Origin of the sequence: Helicobacter magdeburgensis, from assembly GCF_000765825.2 — a bacterium.
GTDB classification, from domain to species: domain Bacteria; phylum Campylobacterota; class Campylobacteria; order Campylobacterales; family Helicobacteraceae; genus Helicobacter_C; species Helicobacter_C magdeburgensis.
Window position 1 is genome coordinate 68,472 of sequence record NZ_JRPE02000007.1, and the last position, 22,632, is coordinate 91,103.

Consider the following 22,632-nt stretch of genomic DNA (forward strand, 5'->3'; position numbering starts at 1 on the left):
TTATTCCACGGTTACACTTTTTGCTAGATTCCTTGGCATATCTACATCATTGCCTAGCCGAATAGCAACTTCAAGGGCAAAGATTTGCAGCACTACCATCATAGAGAAAAACTCCTCCATATAGCTTTGACAAGGCGGAACAAGCAGCATATCATCAACACCCTGAATCTGCTCTGTGCTTACCGCACAAATAGTCGCATCACGCGCACTGAGTTCTTCTACATTGCTTTTAATCTTATCAAAAAGCAAATGCGTAGGCATAAGTGCTAGGGTAAAAAGCTCCGCATCAGCCAGTGCGATTGGTCCGTGCTTCATTTCACCACTTGGGTAGCCCTCCGCGTGGAGATAGCTAATCTCTTTAAGTTTCAATGCCCCCTCCAACGCCAAAGGATAGAAAATATCTCGCCCAATAAAGAAAAAGCCGTGTCCGTGCAAATACCGCTTTGAAAGGCGTTTGATATGCTCGTGCATCGCAGAATCCACCTTTGTAGCCTTGGCAGATTCTACCATTTGTGCGATATGTGTTTTTAGCTCATCTTGCTTGATATGTCCGCGGAGTTTGCCAACATATACACTTAGAATCCATAGTAGCATCATCTGCGTAGCAAAGGCTTTTGTGCTAGCCACGCCCTTTTCAATCCCCGCACGAGTAAGCAAGGATACGCTAGATTCACGCACGATAGAGCTATTATCCACATTGCAAATAGCTAGACTTTTTAAGCCATTTTTCTTAGCAAGTTTTAAGGCTTCAAGCGTGTCGGCAGTCTCGCCACTTTGGGAAATAACGATAAAAAGCTCATTTTTATCCATAACAGGTTTAGCATAGCGAAACTCACTTGCAATCAGCACATTTGTCTTAATTTTAGCTAGTCGCTCAAAGAGATACTTTGCACTTAGCCCAGCGTGATAGCTCGTCCCACAGGCACAAATGCTAATGCTCTGCACATCATCAAAAAAGCCAGATTCTATTTCACTAAGCGTAATATCCCCTTCACTCACACGCCCCATCATTGTCTCTAGCAAAACTTTGTGCTGCTCATAGATTTCTTTTTCCATAAAGTAGCGGAAGCCCTCTTTTTGAGCATAGCCCTTAGTGCTATCAAGCTTTTTTGGGTTTTTAAGCTGTGAAAAAGAGCCAAGCTTCATTACCCCCATATCGCCATCATTAAGATACACGACACTATCCACAAAGCCAATGAGTGGTGCATCAGAACTTGCAAAGTAAATCTCATCTTCTTGTGAGGCACTTTTGCCGATGATGAGCGGAGAGCCATTTTTAGCATAAAAGATAGAATCTGGAGCGAGTTTTGTAATAAGCAAAATGGCAAAAGCCCCCTTAAGATCGGCTATTGTGGAAGTAAAGGCAGTGTAGCAATCTTGTGTATTTTTAAGCTTTTCTTCAAATAAATGCACGATGACTTCAGTATCTGTTTGAGAGATAAAGCTATGCCCCTTGCTTTCAAGCATAGATTTTAGCTCTTGATAGTTTTCAATAATCCCATTATGCACGACATTGCTAAAATCCGCGATATGTGGGTGGGCGTTTGCTTCGGTAGGCTTGCCGTGTGTCGCCCAACGCGTATGTCCAATACTCACGCCAAAGCCCTGAAAGCTAAAGTCTTTGCATTTAGTTTCTAGATTTTCTAGCTTCCCCACAGCCTTGAAAGTTTGAAGTTCATCTTCACTAAGCACAGCTATCCCAGCACTATCATATCCGCGATACTCTAGCTCCTTTAAGCCATTTAATAAAATCTGCTTTTTCTCATCTCTGCCAATGTAGCCCACAATCCCACACATAAAAACTCCTTGTTAAGACTTCAACTAAATTTTTCACATTTTACTATAAAATTATTGATACATTTTACATCATTTGATAAAACTTTAAACTTTAAGGTGCTAGGGATAAGTAGAGATGAGAAAAAATATAATATGGCGAGTTGTGTGCTGTGCTTTTGCTATATATTGTGCTGTGTGGGCAGATGAAAGTCAAACGCATACACAAAATGCGGAGAATGAAAATCCCACAGATAAATCCTTAGAGCTTTTATCCCAAGATTCACAAAATAAGCAGCAAGATGACAAAAAAACAGAATCTCACGATGTGTCAAATGCAGTTTCTGCAATCACTGAAGATTCTAATTTTTCAAGCCATTATCTAGCCCTTTATCGTCATAAATCAGTGTATATTTTGCCCTTTTATCATAGTTTTAGTGACCCTGCTGTGGGGAATAATGACACGGAGACAAAGTTTCAATTTAGCTTTAAAATGCCTGTGATAAAGGGGCATTTTTCACCTTATGGGAGCTTGTATTTTGCCTATACGCAAACCGCGTGGTTTCAAAACTACAACAAGGAAGATTCTCGCCCATTCCGCGATATTGACTATCAGCCCGAGTTGTTTTATAGCTATGAAGCTCCCATCGCCTTTTTGGGTGGGGCGATCAAAGATATATCATTTGGTTACAATCACACTTCTAATGGCGAAAGGGCATTGCGTTCTCGCACACAAAATCGCCTTTTGCTCCGTGTGTTGTGGGAATACGATACTGCAAACAAAGGCACTTTTGGCATAAGGCTTGGGGCGTGGGCGTATATCGGGACAAATCTTGATGGCTTTATCCACGATAATCGGGACTTACCTTTGTATCGTGGATACAACGACTTGCATTTGTATTACAAAACAAATAAGCACCTTTTGGAGCTGTATATGCGTCCGCCTGTGGCATTGCGATATTATCCTTATGTGGAGCTTGGCTATACTCTCCGTATTTCTAAGAATATGGGAATCTACTGCCAGTATGTCAATGGCTATGGCGATAATCTCTTTGAATATAAAATGCACTCACATCGTTTGGGGCTAGGATTCCGTTTGTGGAATTAGGCTTAAAAATATTTCCTTTTTCAAAAAATTAAAATTACATATTGTATTTGTTACTTTTTGTATCTCTACTGAAAATGCCTTTTATTAGGGCGATTCACACGATGAGATTCTAAATCTACGCAAAATAATCTACAAAAAATTAAAATTACATATTGTATTTAAAAATTTTATGCAAAAATAGCGGTGTAAAAAATTAAACTTTAAGGAGACTGCTATGAGTAGTATTTTAGGATTTCCACGAGTTGGACAAAATAGAGAGTTAAAAAAGGCGTTGGAGAGCTTTTGGAGTGGCAAAAGCACACAAAGCGATTTAGAATCTGTGGCAAAGGCATTGCGAGAGAAGCACTGGGCGGAGCAAAAGGATTTGGACTTTGTATGTGTGAATGACTTTAGCTTGTATGATAATGTGCTAGATTTAGCTTATGCGTTAAATGCAAAGCCTAAGCGATTTAAGGATTTAAGCGGGCTAGAAGGCTATTTTACAATGGCAAGAGGGCATAAAAGCGGTGTGGCGTGCGAGATGACAAAGTGGTTTAATACAAACTATCACTATGTCGTGCCAGAGCTAAGTGAAGATGATAACTACAAGGCAGATATTAGCAATATTAAAGCCTATTATAATGAGGCAAAAACGCTTGGATACAATCCTAAAATCTCACTCATTGGGCTTTTTACATTCTTTGGACTAAGTAAAATTGTAAATGGCAATGGTGCGACTATTTTTAATAAACTAAAAGCGGCGTATTTGGAGCTAATAAAAGAAATTGCAAAGCTAGATTCTAAAGTCTTTATTGAGTTTAGTGAGCCGCTTTTTGTGCGTGGGCTAAACAAAGATATTTTTAGTGGCATTGATATAGAATCTGAAGTGCTAAATGTTTATAACGCCATTGCGGATAGCGGCATACAGGCGATTGTAAGCACATTTTTTGAGCATAGCAATGAGCTTACAAAAATCCTTGTGAAGTCAAAAGTTGCAGGGATTGGGCTTGACTTTATCTATGGAGAGAAAAATAAAGAGAGTTTAGAGATTATCGCACAGAGTGATAAGATTCTCTACGCGGGGGTTGTTGATGGGCGAAATATTTGGGTAGCAGATATTGAATCTAAGCTGAAGCTTTTAGAATCTATTAGTAGCATTGTGCCAAAAGATAGGGTTGTGATAAGCTCTTCTTGCTCACTTTTGCACCTGCCTTTTAGTAAAGAGGGAGAAAATAAGATTGAAAAAGAGATTTTATCGTGGCTAAGCTTTGCTAGAGAAAAAATTACTGAAATTTATGCGATAGAAAAGGCGTATAGAGGGAGCTTAGATTCTGCTACGCAAAGCTTTTTAGACCAGAATAAAGCGATAAATCAATCTCGCAAAAACTCTAGCAAAACGCATAATACAGCTATACGCCAAAGGGTAGAATCTTATAGTATAAAAGAGCGAAGTCTGCCTTTTAAAGAACGCATTAAGATTCAAAAAGAAGCTTTTCACTTCCCACTTTTGCCAACCACAACGATTGGCTCATTCCCGCAAACTAGCGAAATAAGGGCATTGCGTCTAGGCTATAAAAAGGGCGAGATAAACAAGGCAGAGTATGAAAAAGGCATAAAGGCGTATATCAAGGATTGCGTGGAATTTCAAGATTCTATCGGGCTTGATGTGTTGGTGCACGGGGAGCCGGAGCGAAATGATATGGTGGAGTATTTTGGAGAGCAGTTAAGCGGCTTTGTGTTTAGCGCAAATGCGTGGGTGCAAAGCTATGGTAGCCGCTGTGTGAAGCCCCCTATCATTTATGGCGATGTGGAGCGACCAAAGGCTATGACTATTGAGTGGATAACTTACGCGCAAAGTTTGACACAAAAAGTGATGAAAGGAATGCTAACTGGTCCTGTAACGATTTTGAATTGGAGCTTTGTGCGTGATGACTTGAGTAGAAAGGAAGTCTGCGAGCAGTTGGCTTTGTGTATTGCTGATGAGATTGATGACTTGCAAAAGGCTGGGATTAAAGTCATTCAAGTTGATGAAGCAGCATTTAAAGAGGGCTATCCTTTGAGGGCTGAAAATATCAAGGGCTATGAATCTTGGGCGTTGTCGTGCTTTAAAACTTCAGTGGCGATTGCTACGCCAAAGACGCAGATTCACACGCATATGTGTTATAGCGAGTTTAATGACATTATTAAAACCATTGAAGCCCTTGATGCCGATGTGATTAGCATTGAGACTGCACGAAGTGGCAATGAGCTGCTAAAAGTCTTTAAGAAAGTAGGCTATACAAATGAAGTGGGACCGGGCGTATATGACATACATAGCCCTAGAATCCCAAGTGTTGAAGAGCTAGTAGAGCAAATTAAAGCTCTGCTTGAAGTGCTGCCAAAAGAGCAGTTATGGATAAATCCAGATTGTGGGCTAAAGACTAGGAAGTGGGAAGAGGTGAAGCCGAGTCTGCAAAATATAGTAGAGGCAGTGAAGCAAGTAAGGGGCTAAGGGGGCATTCAGCTTGCACTGCTATTTCGGCGGAGTCTTCAAAAATCGCTCAATCACTTACCTTTAGTAAGCTCAATCGCGATTTTTTTGACAACCACCAAACTAGCAGCACAATCTTAGAATGCCGAGTTTTTAGTGGTTTGTCTTTGGGTAGTCATTCGTGCGATTTTGAAAATTTAGAGGCAGTCATTACCTGTTAGGTAACTCCTACCTCTAAATCCCCAAAAAACACACAAAGCAATACCGCAAATACTAGAATTGTGGATTCTAAAAACCCAGAATCTTGTGTCGATTCTGCCCCTTGTCATTTTGAGCCGTAGGCAAAAAATCTTTTATAGAACCAAAAACAAAGATACTTCAGCTAACGCTTCAGCACGACAAAAACACACAGATTCTAGCCATTGATGCTAGGCAGGAGTTACCTAATGGGTAATGACTGCCCTAAAAAACACAAAATCTAGCAAATGTTAGCACAAGGGCGAATCTTTACACACAAAAAAGGATAGAAAATGTTAGACCAACTCATCACTAAACTTCACAGCAACCAAGCATTTTTAAGCGTAGAAGTCTCGCCAAGCCTTAGCTCTACAATCGGGCAAAGCGTAATAGATGAGTTAAAATCTTTAAAACAAGCAGATTGTTTTGTTTGCACAGATTCTCCACTTGCACGGCTTAAACCCTCTTCGATTCTAACTTCCATTAAGCTACAAAATGCCCTAAAAAAACCCGTGATTTGCACATTTTCAATGCGAGATAGAAACTCCATTGCTTTGTGTGGCGATATTTTGGGGGCAAATGAGTTTGGACTGCGCTCCTTTTTAAGCCTTAGTGGCGATGGGGTGAAAAATGGCGATTGTGTGGGGGCTAAGGGCGTGTTTGAGGAAAGCTCTTTAAAGCTAGGCAGGATTATAGATGGGCTAAATCAAGGCATAGCCGCAAATGGCAAGGTGCTAAAGGATAGCGTGGAGACAATCTATAATTTTTCAGTCATTAATTCCTATGCCAACAACACAGAATCTTTAAAAAAGAAAATGCTAAAAAAGTTGAGTAATTCCGCGGTGCAAGGGCTTTTCACACAGCCTGTATTCTCACTTGAAGCCGCAAGGTTTTTACTTGAGAGTATGGAATCTATAAATAAAGAGCTAGGGCAAAATTGTGTGATGATTCTAGGATTTTTCCCTGTGCTAAGTTATAAGGTGGCGTTATTTTTGCGGGATAAACTGCCCGGCGTGTATATCCCAAATGAATGGGTGCAAAAGCTAGAAAAGGCGAGTATTAAAGGCAAAGAAGTTGAGCGAAAAATCGGCTTAGAGCTATCAAGGGAGCTTTTTAAGGATTTACAAGCATTGCATAATAAATTCCACTTTATGAGTGCGAATAAACCGAGTTTGCTAAGGGAGTTTGTGTAAAAAAAGTGCGTGATAAAATTTGCTAGATTCTGCGTTGTTTTAAGTGTTTTTAGAATCTTTAGCACATAAAATCGGAGCAAGAGTTGTGATAATCTCTTGCAATAATTCCTTAGAATCAATATCAATCATATACCATTCCTTTGCACCCGGATATGGCTTTGCTTTTTGAGAGTGAGCTAAAAGAGATTCTAAAAGCTTATATTGTTTTACAAATACGCATTCATCGCAAAGCAGGAAAAGTGCTTTGGGCTTTTGCATAGATTTAGAATCTTGTATATATACGCAGTATTCCCCAAACATTTTTCTCGCACTAAAAGTGTAAGATTCTACTCCGCCTTTAGAATCTCCGCTCAAATCCGTCATATACTCGCATAAACGCTCCAGCACATAGTCTTTATACTCTTTTGAGGTCGCCATATTTGCCCCTTATTTATTTGGATTGCAACACAAGAATCTAAGTTAAATCCTAAAGCCCCATACTCTCAATGATAGATTTTACCGCATCTTCGCCCATAAAAAATTCTGCGATTTTTGCCAAAAGAATGATGATGGTAATAAGTGGCGTGATATACCGCATAAGGTAATACCACACATTGAATCCAAGATTCCCAAAAAAGTGAGAAGTATAGACTTGTAACTTTTCTTTTGGCACAACCCAGCCGATAAAAATCACGGCTAAAAGCCCACCGATAGACATAATAAAGTTTGCTGAAAGAAACTCAATAATATCCATAAGCGACTTGCCGCCAACAGCCAAATAATCCGCCGCAGGTGTGCAAATAGAGCAGACAATCACCATTCCAAGAGCGATGATAGCAAGTGTAATACTCCAAGTCGCCTTTGCCCTGCTCCAGCCATAAGTCTCACTCATATACATTACAGCAGGTTCAAGCAGCGAGATAGTAGAAGTGATCCCAGCAAAGCTAAAGGCGATAAGGAACAAAAAGGCGATGATATTGCCTAAGATTCCAAGATGAGAGAACATCACAGGCAGGGTTACAAAGATAAGTCCAGCTCCTTTATTGACAACGCCTTCATACTCAAACACAAAGGTAAAAATCATAAGTCCCGCCATAATCGCAATAGCAATGCCAGATAACACAATCCAAAGTGAGCTTTTAAGAAGGTTTTGATTAGAATCTGAATTTGCCGCGTAAGTGATGATAATCCCAACTCCAAGTGAAAGCGAGAAAAACACCTGCCCTAAGGAATCAACAAACACATCAAGGCTAAGAGCCTTTTTAGCCTCCTGCATATCAAAGCTTAGCATAAACTCCACAGCCCTGCCAAAAGAATCCATACTCATCGCATAGATAAGCAACCCAAAGAAAATAATAAAAAGCAAAGGTGTAAGGATAAGATTCAAAAGTTCAATACCCCTTTTTACCCCACGAGAGATAATCCAGCCTGTCAAGCCCATAACAAAAAGTAGTCCTAGCGTTTGAGGCACAAAGCCATTTTCATAGAGTTCGCCAAACACCGCCCCAGAGCTTTCCATATCGCTAGGGAGATTAAAACTTACCATAAAGAGATAGTAAAACACCCAGCCTAAAACGATAGCATAAAATGAAAGGATAATAGGTCCGCCAATGAGCGTTAGCCCAGCATATCGCCATTTTTTGCTAGGGCTTGGGTCAAGATTCTCATAGCTTTTAAACGCATTTGCCTTGCCTTTATTGCCTATAAGCATTTCACCCACAAGCATAGCAATGCCGATAGTAAGGGCTAAAAACAGATAGAGTAGCACAAACGCACCACCGCCATTTGTTCCTGCAATGTAGGGAAAACGCCAAATATGCCCCAAACCTATGGAGCTACCAAGGGCAGCTAAGATAAAGCCGATTTTACTAAAATTATTCATCATAAAAGCCTTTTAGAAAGTATAAATTACCCAAATTACAGCATATCGCAAGACGCGTCAGTAGTATAATTTGAAAAGGGGCTAATGTTACTTGAGTTTTTATTAAATATTACTAAATTAAGCTAGAATTCTAGAATCTTTGAGAATTAAAAAGATTCTAATAAAGGGGCAGAATGCGGTATTTGGTAATTGTAAGCGTGATTTGGGCATTTTCCTTTCCTTTAATCGGGCATTATCTTGTGGGGAGAAATGTGGCAAATCCAGTGGATAGCTATTTTGTGATTGTGGCGAGATTTGCCCTTGCGTTGCTTGTGTTTTTGCCCTTTATCCGCTTTAAAAATGTGCCAAATATGCTAAAGCTTTCACTCATTAGCATAGGAGCGGTGCAAATAGGCATAATGTATATTTGCTACTATCAGTCATTTAAGTATCTGCAGATTCACGAAGTGGCATTATTTACGATATTTACCCCATTTTATGTGAGTGTATTTTATGATATATGTAAGCGTTGTATGCGTTGGCGATATTTGCCAAGTATTGCTCTAGCCGTGCTTGGGGCGTATATTATTAAATATGGTGATGTGAGTGATGATTTTATTGTGGGGTTTTTGTGGATTCAGGGGGCAAATATGTGCTTTGGTATCGGGCAGAGTGCGTATAAATTTGTGATGGAAAAATTTACTATGCCAAAGCAAGAACAGGTGTTTGGGTATTTTTATATCGGGGCATTAAGCGTGGGGCTTGTGAGCTATGCGTTTTTTGGGAATGTGAATATGCTACCAAGTGAAACTCATCAATGGCTGATTTTGCTTTATCTTGGGGTTGTTGCTTCGGGGCTTGGGTATTTCTGGTGGAATAAGGGGGCTTGTGGCGTGGATAGCGGGATTTTAGCGATTATGAATAATGTGCTTATTCCCTTAGCTATTGTGGCTAATGCTCTTGTGTGGGGACAGAGCATAGAGAATCTGGGGCAATTTTTGCTTGGCTCATTACTCATAGCCCTATCTCTTTGGTGGCATTATAGAATCTTAAAGCGATATTAGAGTTTATGGGGTTATTGACTTGAAATAGCTTTTTACGATAGAACTGCAGAAAAATAGTTGTATATGCAACTAATTAATTTTGCAAGATTGATTTGGTGGAGTTGTAGGAGAGATGAGAGCATTTTTAATTGCTTGTCTATGTTGTTGCTATGCTTTGGCTTCGGGCTTTAAGATTGCTGAACAAAGTCTTAATGCCACAGCTCTAAGCTCCGCGTATGTAGCAGGGGCTTTTGGTGCTGATAGTGCATATTACAATCCTGCGAATATGGGCTTTTCTCATCAATTATCACAAAGTGATAAAAGTGAGCTAGAACTTACACTCACAGGCATTTACATTCCCGGTTTTTCATTTACCACAGACACTGGGCGAAAGGACATAGGGCAAGGTTCAATCAACTGGGGCTTAAGCACAGAAACAACCCTTGGTGTGCCAGATAAGATGGCAAACTTGGCAAATACATTCCTAGGTGTAGATCTCAAAGCACCCATAAAAGTAGATTCAGAAGAGAAAAATCAGCACGGCACTTATGGATTCAGTGAAAAAGGGGCTTTGGTTGAAGGCTCGGCTGATCCGACATTCTTTCCTGTGCCTAAGGTTTTTTATAAAAGCAAAACAGCAAAATCATCGTTTGGCAATTGGAATTATGGCGTGAGCTTTACAGCACCAAGTGGTTTGGCGATGAATTGGAATGGTGAGGCTGGAGCATTTTTACGCAATGTGATGATTGCTATGGTGGAGTTTAGCCCTTCACTTAGCTGGAATTATAATGAACGCATATCTATTGGTGTCTCCCCTAGAATCCTCTATGGAATGGGGAATTTTCAAAACACCGTGTTTGTGCCTCTAGGCACTCCACAAAAGCCCGGCAAGGTTGAGACAAACCTGCAGGATTTTGATGAGATTCCTTCAAGTATGATTCCAGAGGCTATGGGGGAGCTTATCTATGCGGTGAATACTGCTCAAGGTAATGCCTTAGCTGCACTAGCAGGGATCGGTATAGGTGGTGGGAAGCATTTAGATAATAAGCTCCGTTATAAGCTGCCTACACTTTTTAATCCTGAAGCGTGGTTTGGTATGGCTGATCCTAGCGTGTTTGATGAGTTTATTAATGAAGATAAAAAAAGCATTGATGTGGCAGGATATAACGCAAAAGTAGAAGAAATCAATGCGACAATTAAGAAAAATTGGGAGCATTATAAGGGCGAGTGGGAAAATGGGAATCTTGAGTGGCGTTATAATGATAAGACTTGTGCTGGTCAAACTACGATTTGTTTGCCAACATTATTTAATCCTGTGCCAAATGAAACCTACACAACTACACTTAATGGAGAAACGCAAACGGGATATAAGTTTGTTAATGGAGTGAATTATTGTATCCAAAATGGACATACAACAAGCGGATTTTTTGGCTGTCAGCATATGGGCGAAACAATGGAGAAAGCAAAAGAGCTTGGAGCGTATGTGAATTGCTACACAGGGACATTTTATGACTATAATGGCAACTTGCAAACAAGCAATCCGGGTCCTTGTGCTTATCCTACTCCAACAGAAACCGATGAAAATGGTGTGCCTAGGGGTTATGCTACGCTTATGGACGCTAAAGAGTTATCAGAAAAATTTGGTATGGGTGATATGAATATCACTACAAATCTTGTGGGGGCTACAAAAGTGGATCAAAAGAGCAAGGGAGCTGACTTTGCCTTTGGGTATAAGGCAGCAGTGAGTGTGCGTCCTTTTGAGAGTAAAAAGACAACACTAAGCTTTGTTTATACTTCACCTGTTACTTTTAATCTTAAAGGGGATTTGGACGCGACAACTTATATTGGTGGCTCTATGGGAAATGTCAATATGAAAGCGGATTTGAATCTTGCAGTAACACTGCCTTCAAGTATGCAAATTGCCCTTATGCATAATTTTGGACGGCTTGGCGTGGAGTTTGTATATGAGAAGATATATTGGAGCAAGGGCGATAAATTTGCCTTTAATTTTAGCAATCCACGATTTACGCCCTTAAGCGGTATGGTAATGCAGTTTAGCCCAGAGCAGTTAAGTGGTATGATGGATTTAGCTGATTATGGTGCGGTGGCTATGGGTGATGGGTGGAATGACACGATTGCCTTGCGTTTGGGACTTAGCTATTTGACTAAGAAAAATTACTTTTTAATGGGTTCATTTGCTTTTGATCAAAGCCCTGTGCCACAAGATAAGCTAGGGATTCCAGATAGTAATGCATATATGTTTGGCTTAGGTGTAAGAAAGCAGACAAGTGATAAATGGAATATAGGCTTGGCATACTCGCTTAGCCTTAAAGATGGTAGAAAGAGCATTTACCAAACAGGTGGATTTGGGCAGTTGCATTTATTCTCCGCCTCAATTGGTTATACATTTTAGAAAAATTTCTCTTATTCCTTGTAGATTCCAAAAAAACGCACAGAAAAATTAAAAATAAAAGCAATGCTTGTGGCGATGACTTTACTTAGCATAGTGTGAAAAGCTAGAATCTCCACACATACAAACAACACACCCATATCAATGCATAGCCCTATAAAACTTACCACATAAACGAGAATGCTTTCTTTAAGAATATGATGTGCGGAGTTCTTGAAAATAAAGATTCTAGCGAACAAAAAATTCCACAAAGTCGCTAGGATAAAGCTTATAAATCCAGCTAAAATATACCATAGCCCAGATTCTGTGGCGATATAAAAGATAAGCCAATTAATAAGGGCGGCAGAGCCACCTACAAGTATATATTTGTAGAGTTTTGTAAAAAATGATGTGTAAAATGCTTTTGTGGAAGCAGAGTTAGTATTATGCGGATTTTGTGAATCTTGCGGGGATTGTGGGTGCATAGAGTGCCTTAGGATTCTATTTTGTGGATAATGGCAAAGTTATTCATACCACATTGAAAATACTTGTGGGTTTTTAAATGTAGGCTAGGGACTTGAGCGATGAGATTTTGTAAATCTTTTTTGTTGTAATAGGCTTTGTGGTCTCTTATCTCTGCTTCACTGACAATTTTTAACTTGAAGGCTAGAAACTCTAGCACGGGCTTAGCTAAATGGCTAGGCACAGTGAGAAGCAAAATGCCATTTGGCTTTAGCACACGAGCGATTTGCTTGAGCATTTCTAACGGATAATTTAAGTGTTCCAAAACAGCTAGCATTGTTACCACTTCAAAACTTTCATTTTCAAATGGAAGAGCGCATTTTGAATCTTGTGCTGGATTCTGCGTTGAATCTTGTGGAAAAATAGCATTACCCCCCCCCCCCGTTAGAATCTATACAATCTTTAGATTCAAAATAATATGTAAAAGTTTGAATCTTATCTGTGTTGATTGTTGGGGCTTTAAAGTCAATGCCTATGCCTTTAGCGATATAGGGCTCAATCTCTTGCAAAAGTCTCGCTTCCCAGCCGCAACCAATATCTAGGACATTTGGATTTTTAAAGCTTTTGATTGTGGGCAAAACGCGATTTAGTCGCATTTTACGCAGTGTGGATTCTAGCAGGGCTTCTTTCATTGCTTATCCTTTGAAAGTGAATCTGAATCTGGCTCTTTTTGCTCTTGCTTCGGTGCTTGTATATAATACATATCTCGCCCCAAAAATGTGCCTTTGGCAAGATTTGGTCGTGGAGAAGTGGAAGCGGGAAGTGGGGCATCATATACCCTATCTTCACCCTCAAATGGGATAAAAAGGCTTAAGCTATTGGTATTTGTATATTCTTGCAGAGGAGAATCTGGAATCTTGCTTGTATCCTTAAAACCATTGATTATTTTCAAACGCTTTGCTAGAGTATCATTTAAGCCCAAAGCATATATCCCACTTACACCCAAAAAAACACAAGCAAAAAGGATATTTTGGGATTTTAAGATAAGTTTATGCGATAGATGATAAAGCCCCATAGCAAGTAAAAGTCCAAAAAATGGCACAAAATACTGCCACCCAAAACGAGGATCGGGAGCCGAAAAAAACCAAAAAAGAATACCTAAAAATAAGCACACAAAAAGTGGTATATAAGGTTTTAATATAGTTCTTTTCTGTGTTAGAGCTAGGGCTATACCAACACAGATTCCAACAATAGATAGGAGAATGCCTATGATATATGGTGAGCGTATAACAAAGTGAGAGAGCCAATACCCCACCCATTTTCCGTTTTCAAGCAATTCCTGTGGATTTGGAGCCTCTCCAACTTTTGCCCAATTATGAATAGTTGCAACTTCCCCTGCTCTTGTAATATTATCTACCGCCCAAGGTAAAAAATCAAAATAGAATAATCCCGCTGGATAAGCCACCGCCCCTGATAAACAAATGCCCTTAATACCCCATATAACACCAAGAAAAAGAGGGATAATCAATAAAAGTATAAGAATCTTAAAAGAGTGTTTTGAAAGTTTAAAGTATTGAAAAAATAGCACAAGCACACAGGGGATAAGCATAGCAGCAGATATTTTAATATATACACTAAAAAATGCGAGAATAAAAATAAGGAGAAAATCAAAGATAGAATCTTGTTTGTGGGATTCTAAAATATAAATGAGATAGCCCACAATACAAAATCCCATAAGCCCCAAATACCCTTCCGCATATAATCCTTTAAGATTTGGAAATACTGCAAGAAGCCACACACAACCTAGAGCAATAAAGCATTTATAGATACTATCAAAACGCAAACTCAAACACATAACCAAAGAAGCCATAAGGGTAAAAAAGATAAGAATCTCATTAGTAATAAAACTACGAATGCCAACTATATGTGAAACTTCGCTTATGGCTGAGAAGTTATAAAGAATGTTATTAAATCCAAAACGCGTATGAATGTTAGCGATTCCAAAAACAAGCGGAGATTCCTGCACCCATTTTGTAGCTTGTATATGATATAGCCCGGTGTCATAGGCATTTTCACTAAGGCAACCCACCCACACAGCAAATAAAAATGCGATAATACAAGCAAAAATATATGCTTTATTACACATATCCTTAAACACTCCTTGTATCGCAAAAAAGAGCAAAAAACATACACCAAGAGCAATGCCTGTGAATGATACAAAAGCATTAATAGGCATAAAGATATGAATCCACCCCACCAAAACGCTTATGAAAATCACACCAAGTAAGCCGACAATGGGTATTGCCAAAGCAAATGGTAGATTTTTGTAGTAATGTGCGTATGTTTGTTTGGGTAGAACAGAATCTATGTTTGTATGTATGCTAGGCGTAACAAAGACATTATAAAACTTTACAAGTAAAACAAAAAATGCTAGTCCAAAACCATAAGTGGCTAGAATCCAGCCTAACAGCACAAATGTAATTTTAAGATTGACTATAATCCATTCCATATTTTAACCCTTGAATCTATACTTCACTATCGCCCATAACGCACGGAAGCCATCTTTAATGCCGATTTTCTTGCCCTCTTCATAAGTTCTGCCATAATAGCTTATGCCCACCTCGTAGATTCTAATGCCCTTAATCTTGGCGATTTTTGCTGTGATTTCAGGCTCAAAGCCAAAGCGATTTTCTTCTATGGTGATGCGTTGTATAATCTCTCGTTTGAAAACCTTGTAGCAAGTCTCCATATCAGTTAAGTTTAGATTTGTCATCATATTTGAAAGCAGTGTCAAAAGCCCATTTGCCATTCTGTGCCAAAAGTAAAGCACACGATGAGATTCCCCACTTACAAACCTTGAGCCAAACACCACATCAGCCACACCTTTTTCAAATGGAGCTAAAAGCTTTGGATACTCATTTGGGTCATATTCTAAATCCGCATCTTGGATAAGCACAATATCCCCACTTGCTTCTGCTATACCTGAACGCAAAGCCGCCCCCTTGCCTTGATTTTTCTCGTGGTAAAGCACCTTGATAGAGCAGTTTTCTTGTTTGGATTGAAGAGTGGATAAAATCTCCCTTGTACCATCGCTGCTACAATCATCAACAATGATAATTTCCTTATGATAAGGGATCTGCACATCTTGCACCACTTGTAAAATATCCAAAATGGTAGATTTTTCATTAAAACAGGGAATGATGATTGAAAGTGTATGAAATGCGTGTAAAGCGCGTGATGTAAAAGATGTGGGATTAGTAGATTCTTGTTCTGCCCCCCCCCCATTTAATTGTTTGCTTAAAAGTTGTGAATCCATAAAATACTAGCCTTTAAGTTTATTTTAAACCCGTGATTGTAACAGCACAAAACTAAAAAATATGTTAATTAAGGAGTGTGTTAAGAATTTGAGCTACTTGCTTGGCGCTGCCGTGTTTGAGATAGTCTCTTAACTCTTGGGCTTTTGTGCTAAAAGATTCTATATCTATCTCTTCAAAGGCTTTGAGTAGATTTTCTGCTGTGAGTTGAGATTGAATAAGCTCGGTGTGAATCTGCTGTGTGTCATCTCTCATCTTGGAATGTGGGGCGTTGGAATAAAGGGCGTTATATAAAATATTAGCAAGTCCTATGTGTTTAAGCTTTATAAAAGCTCTAGCTATCAGCACTTCAATACCCCTTGTCTTGTAGCCTAGCACAAGCGGTGTGCCTATGAGCGTGGCTTGAAGTGTCGCTGTGCCTGAACATATAAAGGCAAATCCCGATTCTAGCAAGGCTTTATTGGCTTCAAAGCTTATGTCAAATGCCTTTATCTCATCGCCATAAATCTCATTCAATGCCCCTGAATCTAGCCTTTTAAAATGTTCAGGCAAAATAAGAATCTTCTTGTTTGGCAAACTTTTTGCGGCTTCGGCAAAAACGGGAAAGATTCTTTTTATCTCACTTTTGCGACTACCGGGCATAAAGGCAATAGGAGCAGTTTTGTATGGCAATACTTCGCTCTTAAACTCCGTGATTTCGTCCATCAATGGGTGTCCCACATATAATGCCCTTTTTTGTGCCAACGCATTTTTATACATTTCTAGTTCAAAAGGCAAGATTCCACACAGATAATCGCAATTCTGCTCTATACTCTTGGCTCTCCAAGGCTTCCACGCCCACACCTGCGGTAAGATATAATACACAATAGGCACTTTAATTCCACTTTTTTTCAACGCCTTGGCAATGGGGAGATTAAAGCTTGAGCTATCCATTAGTAGCACACAATCCGCACTTTTTGCTAACTCACTCATTTGGGCTATGGTTTTTTTAAAAAAGGCTATTTTTTTTATCACATCAAAAAAGCCCATCACCGCAAAGTCTTTAAGCGTAAAGCTAGGTGTGGCTTTCTCAAAATCTATAAAAGTCTCTCTATCAAAAACACCACAAATCTCTAAATCCTTATCAAGATGCTTGGCTAAGTGTTTTAAATGCAGGTTTGAGCTAGGCTCACACGCACTGACAAAAAGGCGTTTGTGCTTTTTATGTATCGTGTCATTTGGCATTTTAGCCCTTATTTAGTTTGTTTGTTGGAGTGAGATTCAGCTTCAAACTGCTGGAGATTTTCTTCTAGTTCAAACTCACTGCGTAAGTCCCTTAGCTCCACGCGGAGTTTGGAATTTTCTAACTCAAGTTCGGTCATTTTTTGTAGCATTTGTGTGTGTTCTTCATTTTCTGGAATCTGCGGGGCGTCCCTTAGCTGTTGCTCTAGGGAATGAAGTGTTTGTTTAGCTGCTATAATCTCGGCTCGCAGAGCTTTAAGCGTGCTTTGAGAATCTTTAATATCTTGGTGATACTGTGCCACTTCAAGGCGTAATTTCTGCCGCTCATTTTCAAAAAGCCCGACAATATCCCACAGATTCTGCGTGTTGGGATTGTATTTTAAAAGCTGCTCAAAGACGCGTTCATCAAGCTTTTGGGCTAGGGGTTTATCTTGCTGCATTTTCACTCCTTCTATACACAACTAGGATTCCACACTCATTTCAAGGGATAAGAGATGAAGCTCTTTGCCTTGTATGATGTGGGTATTTTGACTTTGACATTGCGGACATTTGGCAAGGTTTAAGCCTTTTATCTCAAAGCTTAAAGCACAATCCTTGCATTCTAGCACCACACTTTGAATCTGAACGCAAAGCTTGGCATTTTGACATAGGCTAGATTCAAGCTTAAAGCTTTCAAAGGCACTTTCAATCAAGGCTTTTTCCACTCCGCTTCGCTCCCCAATGGCGATATGCACCTCCTCCACGCTTTTGGCATTGTGGGCTTTGGCTTGTTCTTCGCACAGCTCAATGAGAGAATTGACAATAGAATATTCGTGCATATTTGCCCTTAAGTCTTTAATGTGTGGTGGAATTTTACCCAAGAGTGATAAAATAAAGCAAAAAATGCGAAAGGATTTTTATATGCAAAGGGTAAAAACAAAACAAATTTATGTAGGCTCGGTGGCTGTGGGGGGCGATGCACCAATCAGTGTGCAAAGTATGACTTTCAGCAAAACTTGTGATATACAAGCTACAAAAGAGCAGTTAGATAGATTGTATTTTGCTGGGGCTGATATGGTGCGTGTGGCAGTGAGCGACCCAAAAGACGCGGCTGCACTCAAAGAGCTTAAAAGTGTTTCGCCCCTGCCACTTATCGCGGATATTCATTTTAGATACAAATTTGCACTTATTGCAGCAGAGAGCGTGGATTGCATTCGTATCAATCCGGGCAATATCGGCTCAAAAGATAGAATTAAAGCTGTGGCAGATGCGTGTAATGCTCGTGGGATTCCTATCCGCATAGGTGTCAATGGCGGAAGCCTGGAGAAGCAATTTGATGAGAAATATGGTGCAACGCCCAAGGGTATGGTGGAATCTGCGTTGTATAACATTAAGCTTTTAGAGGACTTTGGATTCACAAACATTAAGGTTTCACTTAAAGCAAGTGATGTGTTACGCACAATGGAAGCCTATAGAATGCTCCGCCCTTTGGTAGAATACCCCTTTCATCTAGGCGTTACAGAGGCGGGGACTTTGCCACACTCTATGGTAAAAAGCTCAATGGCATTAGGTGGGCTGCTTATGGAGGGTATAGGCGATACGATGAGAGTGTCTATCACAGGGGAGCTTGAAGAAGAAATCAAAGTAGCGCGTATGATTTTGCAATATTCTGGGCGGCAAAAAAGTGGTGTAACGCTTATTTCCTGCCCCACTTGCGGGAGGATTGAAGCGAATCTTGTCAAAATGGTGCAGGAAGTGGAATCTCGCATAAAGCATATTAAAACGCCATTGCAAGTGAGCGTAATGGGCTGTGCTGTCAATGCTTTGGGTGAAGCTAAACACGCAGATATTGCCATTGCCTTTGGGAATAAAGATGGGCTGATTATTAAAGGAGGCAAGATTTTATGTAAGCTCAAAGAAGATTTGCTTTTAGAGCGTTTTATCGCTGAGGTGGAAGCCTTGGCAAAAGAAAAAGCAGAGATAGAATCTTAATTTTTAAGCAAATTTGGGTGCGGGGTTTAAGGGTGTAAAATAGAATCTACAAACTCAAACCCCCCCCCCACTGCGGAATCTACATTTTACAAAAAGGAAAACTTATGCAAAAACTAGAAAAACAACTTAGCCTGACTAAAGAGAGTGCAAGGATTCTAAACACTATGCAGGATAGTCAAAGGAATGCTGTGCTGCTATCTATGGCAGAGATTTTAGAATCTCAAAGTGAGTATATCTGCCAAGAAAATGCTAAGGATTTAAAGTTAGCTTCTGCCCTGCCCCAAGCTGTGCAAAAGCGTCTAGAGCTTAATCACAGCAAGATTCTAGCAATGGCTCAAGGGATAAGGGATATTGTGAAGCTTCCTTGTGTCGTTGGCGAGATAATGGAGAGTTGGCAGAGTAAAGCAGGATTAAATATCTCAAAGATAAGTGTGCCTTTGGGCGTTGTAGGCGTGATTTATGAATCTCGTCCTAATGTTACAAGCGATGTGGCTGCCCTTTGCTTTAAAAGTGGGAATGCCTGTGTGCTAAAAGGTGGCAAAGAGGCGTATCATTCTAACAAAGCAATTCATTCTGCTTTGCAACAAGCCTTGCAACAGCACAATCTCCCAAAAGAATGTGTGAGTATGATACAAGATACTTCGCGTGAATCTGTATTGGCATTTGTCAAAATGGATAAGTATGTGGATTTGCTTATCCCGCGTGGTGGAGAGGGGCTTATAGAGTTTGTAAAGCATAATGCGAGCATTCCTATCATCAAGCACGATAAGGGCGTGTGTCATACCTATATCCACAAGGACGCGGATTTGCAAAAGGCAAAGGCGATTATGCTAAATGCAAAGCTTAGCTATCCTGCGGCGTGCAATGCGTGTGAATGCGTGATTGTAGATTCTGCACTTGGGACGCAGGTTTTAAGCGAGATAGTGGAGAGTTTGCATACACATAAAATCAGCGTGAGATTTGAAACACAAGCTTTGCTAGAATCTCTAGGCACGGAGCTTGATGGCTTGGCGGATTTTACTAAAGAGTGGGGGGATAGGATAATTAATCTTAAGATTGTGGGGGGCTTTGAAGAGGCGTTGGAGCATATAGCACGCTATGGCTCGGGGCATTCTGAATGTATAGTGAGTGAGAATAAGGCGGTGTGCGAGAAGTTTTTAAGCAATGTTGATGCGGCGTGTGTGTATGTCAATGCTTCAACGCGATTTAGCGATGGCGGGGAGTTTGGCTTTGGAGCGGAGATAGGTATCTCTACTTCTAAGCTTCACGCGCGTGGTCCTATGGGGATAGAATCTCTGCGAAGTTATAAGTATTGCATTGTGGGGAATGGGGAAGTGCGAGAGTAGGGTAATGTAGGCGAGATTTGAAGCTTGATAGAATCTTGCGTTGCTAGATTTTGCTTAGATTCTATTTGCGGCTTGGCTTTGAGCTATATTAGAATCTAGGCTTTAGCATATTTAGTGTGGGATTATGGAGTTTTTGCGTGCGGTTTTTATAAGAGAGAAAAACATAATCGCAAACAATAACGTGTATATTCCACCGATTATTGACAATGGGTCAAGGAGCGGTCTTTTATCGGTAAAAATACCGATTGTTGGGATAATGTATTGAGGCAATGATATAAGCAAAAGCAAGACTAAAAAATAACTTAAAGAAATAATAATTTTCCTTATTTTACTACACAATGAAAAACAAAATAGGAGTATAAAAACTACTGCTAAGGCAAAATTTATGCCTAGCAACGATATGTAATTGCAATTTAGCAAATGTTTAATAATGGCATTATGGTGTGCTATCAGTGTGTAAGGAGATAATGATATATTTTGTAAGCAATAGCAATTAAATCCAATGATAGTGGCTATATTTAAAAATGCAAAAATGCCAATTACGACAAGGAGAGAATGAAATGACTTTAATAAGTCTGTATGATGATTTGAAGTAATGCGATAAAAAAACAACTGCCATTTATCAATAAAATCTTTTGAAAATATTTTAGGATTTTTAGAATCTAGCTCTATTTCTTTGCAATAGAGTTCGTATTTGTGAAAGTTTGAAGCGTCTAGGAGATTATTATCTTTTATTAAAGCACTTTTAAAATTTCTAAAAGAATCTCTAAAGTCGTTGGCAAATTTATCTAAAGATTTCCTATTTTCCTGCCCTTTGTTTGCATTAAAATTTTGGTATTCTTGTTTGATTCTCTCATTTAGATTCTCAAAATCAAAATTTAAATTTGTATTGACTATATTCAAACTGCCTTTAAAAATAGCTTGTGAAAAATTTGGGGATTTTTCAAAGGTTATGCCATAAAAACAAGCGGTTTTTTCAAATTCACACTCGTGAAAATCAGCATAGCCTTTAAAATGGGAGTTATTAAAATAAACATTATTTAAAAACTTTCCATTAGAAAAATCAACATCTTTATTAAAAGTGCAATTTTCCATAGAAAATGTATCATCAGCTGATAGATTTTTTATAAGCCATTTATCATTGAAAGCACAATCATAAAATGCTACTTGACGGCATTTCAACCCATAGTCCATTGACAAACCAACATTAAATTCGCATTGTCTAAATATGAGATTGTATTTAGACAATATTCGCATATCAAAAGAATTTATTTGTAATTTTTCCTGCTGTTGTGGTGGTTGTGTAGTTCCATTATCGTGATAAACTGCTGGTCTTGGAGAAACTACAAAACTATTTTGACTATATACAACCACTCCTTCTTCTTTTATTTGTAAAGCTTGTTTTGTCTCTTGCTGTCCTATTTCTTTATAAACACGCTCTTTGATAGTAGTATCATCAATATTTAGTATATTTCCAGCAGCCTTATTTCCGTTAATAAGTCCCATAACGCTTTGTTCTATAGAGCGATGGTCTATATCGTATAGCAAACTTGATTTGTGTTGGTTAATATAATCAGCAATCTTTTCTTTTATATCATTCATAGCACAAGCCTTGTTTCATCATTTGTGAGATTGTAGAGTGTATAGACTAAAGAGTCAAGTTTAGATTCTAACTTGCTTGTGTCAAGGGTAGAATCTTTTGCTTTAATTTCTAGGATTTTATCTACACATTTTATAGTCTCATCACACAAGGGGTTTATTGCTAGATTCTAGCCTTTCATAACTTACTATTTTTTAAACAATTTGCTATGACTCCCCACACGCAAGGCATTAAGCTGCAAAATATCATCGCATAGCTCATAAATGAGTAATAAGTCTGGTTTAATGTGGCATTCTCTAAAGCCTTGCAAGTTGCCGCTTAAGGCGTGGTCTTTGTGCTTTGGCTCTAGGGGCTGTCCTGTGGCTAGTGTGTCTATAATCTGCATTGATAAGATTCTATCTGCTTGATTTAGGGCTTTTGCGTCTTTTTTAAAACTTTTTGTCAAATGCACTTTATACATTAGAGTAAGCCCTCTTTTTCAAACGCTTCTTTCGCACTGGCATAAGTCTTTAGTGTGCCTTCTCTTTTCTCTTTTTCAAGTTCTGCTTTTGCCTTTAGAATCTCTTTTTCAAACTTTGTAAGCTTGGGCTTTTGCACCTTGCATTTTGCGTTATCAATCTTTGCTAGGCTTTTTATCGCAGTGTAAAGCTCTTTACTAGCATTTTCTATAATCAGTGTCATTTGTT

General features: G+C 39.3%; 23 protein-coding genes. 8 read left to right on the forward strand and 15 right to left on the reverse strand.

Annotation, left to right across the window (positions count from 1 at the left end; genetic code table 11):
- On the reverse strand, window positions 1-1,797 hold the full coding sequence (gene glmS, locus LS74_RS05935; protein ID WP_034584893.1) for a glutamine--fructose-6-phosphate transaminase (isomerizing): 1,797 nt from the start codon (window positions 1,795-1,797) through the stop codon (window positions 1-3).
- A 115-nt stretch (window positions 1,798-1,912) separates the two neighbouring features.
- Here glmS and LS74_RS05940 point away from each other — a divergent pair, with 115 nt between their 5' ends.
- The 4 genes from LS74_RS05940 to LS74_RS05955 all read left to right on the forward strand — a co-directional run bounded on the left by LS74_RS05940 (window position 1,913) and on the right by LS74_RS05955 (window position 6,760).
- Window positions 1,913-2,881 (forward strand): phospholipase A, encoded by a 969-nt coding sequence (locus LS74_RS05940; protein WP_236096834.1) that lies wholly within the window; start codon window positions 1,913-1,915, stop codon window positions 2,879-2,881.
- 214 nt (window positions 2,882-3,095) lie between these two features.
- Window positions 3,096-5,351, forward strand: a complete 2,256-nt coding sequence (gene metE / locus LS74_RS05945) for a 5-methyltetrahydropteroyltriglutamate--homocysteine S-methyltransferase (protein ID WP_034584896.1) — start codon at window positions 3,096-3,098, stop codon at window positions 5,349-5,351.
- Window positions 5,288-5,551 (forward strand): hypothetical protein, encoded by a 264-nt coding sequence (locus LS74_RS05950; RefSeq protein WP_084584177.1) that lies wholly within the window; start codon window positions 5,288-5,290, stop codon window positions 5,549-5,551. The genes metE and LS74_RS05950 overlap by 64 nt, the downstream gene beginning before the upstream one ends.
- 309 nt (window positions 5,552-5,860) lie before the next feature.
- Window positions 5,861-6,760: a methylenetetrahydrofolate reductase gene (locus tag LS74_RS05955; protein WP_034584898.1), complete on the forward strand. Its 900-nt coding sequence runs from the start codon at window positions 5,861-5,863 to the stop codon at window positions 6,758-6,760.
- A gap of 39 nt (window positions 6,761-6,799) precedes the next feature.
- On the opposite strand, the gene LS74_RS05960 is transcribed toward LS74_RS05955, so the two are convergent.
- Both LS74_RS05960 and LS74_RS05965 read right to left on the reverse strand, forming a co-directional pair.
- Complete coding sequence (locus LS74_RS05960) at window positions 6,800-7,177, reverse strand: transcriptional regulator (protein ID WP_034584900.1); 378 nt, start codon at window positions 7,175-7,177, stop codon at window positions 6,800-6,802.
- 49 nt (window positions 7,178-7,226) lie between these two features.
- The gene (locus LS74_RS05965) at window positions 7,227-8,624 is read right to left on the reverse strand and encodes a sodium-dependent transporter (protein ID WP_201274712.1); all 1,398 of its coding nucleotides are present in this window, start codon (window positions 8,622-8,624) and stop codon (window positions 7,227-7,229) included.
- 170 nt (window positions 8,625-8,794) lie between these two features.
- Between LS74_RS05965 and LS74_RS05970 the strand changes: the two genes are divergently transcribed.
- Both LS74_RS05970 and LS74_RS05975 read left to right on the forward strand, forming a co-directional pair.
- The gene (locus LS74_RS05970; RefSeq protein ID WP_034584905.1) at window positions 8,795-9,664 is read left to right on the forward strand and encodes an EamA family transporter; all 870 of its coding nucleotides are present in this window, start codon (window positions 8,795-8,797) and stop codon (window positions 9,662-9,664) included.
- Window positions 9,665-9,776: 112 nt separating this feature from the next.
- A complete protein-coding gene (locus tag LS74_RS05975; RefSeq protein ID WP_034584907.1) occupies window positions 9,777-12,056 on the forward strand; it encodes an outer membrane protein transport protein in 2,280 nt (759 codons plus the stop codon).
- An 11-nt stretch (window positions 12,057-12,067) separates the two neighbouring features.
- On the opposite strand, the gene LS74_RS05980 is transcribed toward LS74_RS05975, so the two are convergent.
- The 8 genes from LS74_RS05980 to hypA all read right to left on the reverse strand — a co-directional run bounded on the left by LS74_RS05980 (window position 12,068) and on the right by hypA (window position 17,847).
- Window positions 12,068-12,517, reverse strand: a complete 450-nt coding sequence (locus LS74_RS05980) for a GtrA family protein (protein WP_034584910.1) — start codon at window positions 12,515-12,517, stop codon at window positions 12,068-12,070.
- An 8-nt stretch (window positions 12,518-12,525) separates the two neighbouring features.
- Window positions 12,526-12,831: a class I SAM-dependent methyltransferase gene (locus LS74_RS05985; protein WP_138128914.1), complete on the reverse strand. Its 306-nt coding sequence runs from the start codon at window positions 12,829-12,831 to the stop codon at window positions 12,526-12,528.
- A 91-nt stretch (window positions 12,832-12,922) separates the two neighbouring features.
- Complete coding sequence (locus LS74_RS05990) at window positions 12,923-13,186, reverse strand: methyltransferase type 11 (protein WP_034588741.1); 264 nt, start codon at window positions 13,184-13,186, stop codon at window positions 12,923-12,925.
- Window positions 13,183-15,003, reverse strand: a complete 1,821-nt coding sequence (locus tag LS74_RS05995) for an LIC_10190 family membrane protein (RefSeq protein ID WP_034588739.1) — start codon at window positions 15,001-15,003, stop codon at window positions 13,183-13,185. The genes LS74_RS05990 and LS74_RS05995 overlap by 4 nt, the downstream gene beginning before the upstream one ends.
- Window positions 15,004-15,006: 3 nt before the next feature.
- Window positions 15,007-15,810: a glycosyltransferase family 2 protein gene (locus LS74_RS06000; RefSeq protein ID WP_138128916.1), complete on the reverse strand. Its 804-nt coding sequence runs from the start codon at window positions 15,808-15,810 to the stop codon at window positions 15,007-15,009.
- Between the two features lie 64 nt (window positions 15,811-15,874).
- Window positions 15,875-17,032, reverse strand: coding sequence for a lipid-A-disaccharide synthase (gene lpxB, locus LS74_RS06005; protein ID WP_034588738.1), 1,158 nt, complete (start codon window positions 17,030-17,032; stop codon window positions 15,875-15,877).
- 8 nt (window positions 17,033-17,040) lie between these two features.
- Window positions 17,041-17,469: a hypothetical protein gene (locus tag LS74_RS06010; RefSeq protein WP_034588737.1), complete on the reverse strand. Its 429-nt coding sequence runs from the start codon at window positions 17,467-17,469 to the stop codon at window positions 17,041-17,043.
- Window positions 17,470-17,490: 21 nt separating this feature from the next.
- The gene (hypA, locus tag LS74_RS06015; protein ID WP_034588735.1) at window positions 17,491-17,847 is read right to left on the reverse strand and encodes a hydrogenase/urease nickel incorporation protein HypA; all 357 of its coding nucleotides are present in this window, start codon (window positions 17,845-17,847) and stop codon (window positions 17,491-17,493) included.
- 82 nt (window positions 17,848-17,929) lie between these two features.
- On the opposite strand from hypA, the gene ispG reads away from it, so the two are divergent.
- Complete coding sequence (gene ispG / locus LS74_RS06020; RefSeq protein WP_236096835.1) at window positions 17,930-19,000, forward strand: flavodoxin-dependent (E)-4-hydroxy-3-methylbut-2-enyl-diphosphate synthase; 1,071 nt, start codon at window positions 17,930-17,932, stop codon at window positions 18,998-19,000.
- A gap of 104 nt (window positions 19,001-19,104) precedes the next feature.
- Window positions 19,105-20,346, forward strand: coding sequence for a glutamate-5-semialdehyde dehydrogenase (locus LS74_RS06025; protein WP_034587500.1), 1,242 nt, complete (start codon window positions 19,105-19,107; stop codon window positions 20,344-20,346).
- 111 nt (window positions 20,347-20,457) lie between these two features.
- Here the strand turns inward: LS74_RS06025 and LS74_RS06030 are convergent, their stop codons facing one another.
- Genes LS74_RS06030 through LS74_RS06045 form a run of 4 tightly spaced genes read right to left on the reverse strand, consistent with a single transcriptional unit; the run spans window position 20,458 to window position 22,627 of the window.
- Window positions 20,458-21,948 carry a pentapeptide repeat-containing protein gene (locus LS74_RS06030; RefSeq protein WP_052086427.1) on the reverse strand — a complete coding sequence of 497 codons (1,491 nt, stop codon included), beginning with the start codon at window positions 21,946-21,948 and terminating at the stop codon, window positions 20,458-20,460.
- Window positions 21,945-22,097 carry a type II restriction endonuclease gene (locus tag LS74_RS06035; RefSeq protein ID WP_236096836.1) on the reverse strand — a complete coding sequence of 51 codons (153 nt, stop codon included), beginning with the start codon at window positions 22,095-22,097 and terminating at the stop codon, window positions 21,945-21,947. The genes LS74_RS06030 and LS74_RS06035 overlap by 4 nt, the downstream gene beginning before the upstream one ends.
- Window positions 22,098-22,133: 36 nt before the next feature.
- Window positions 22,134-22,406 (reverse strand): type II toxin-antitoxin system YafQ family toxin, encoded by a 273-nt coding sequence (locus LS74_RS06040; RefSeq protein WP_034328221.1) that lies wholly within the window; start codon window positions 22,404-22,406, stop codon window positions 22,134-22,136.
- Window positions 22,406-22,627, reverse strand: a complete 222-nt coding sequence (locus LS74_RS06045) for a hypothetical protein (RefSeq protein WP_002955605.1) — start codon at window positions 22,625-22,627, stop codon at window positions 22,406-22,408. The genes LS74_RS06040 and LS74_RS06045 overlap by 1 nt, the downstream gene beginning before the upstream one ends.
- Window positions 22,628-22,632: the final 5 nt, after the last annotated feature.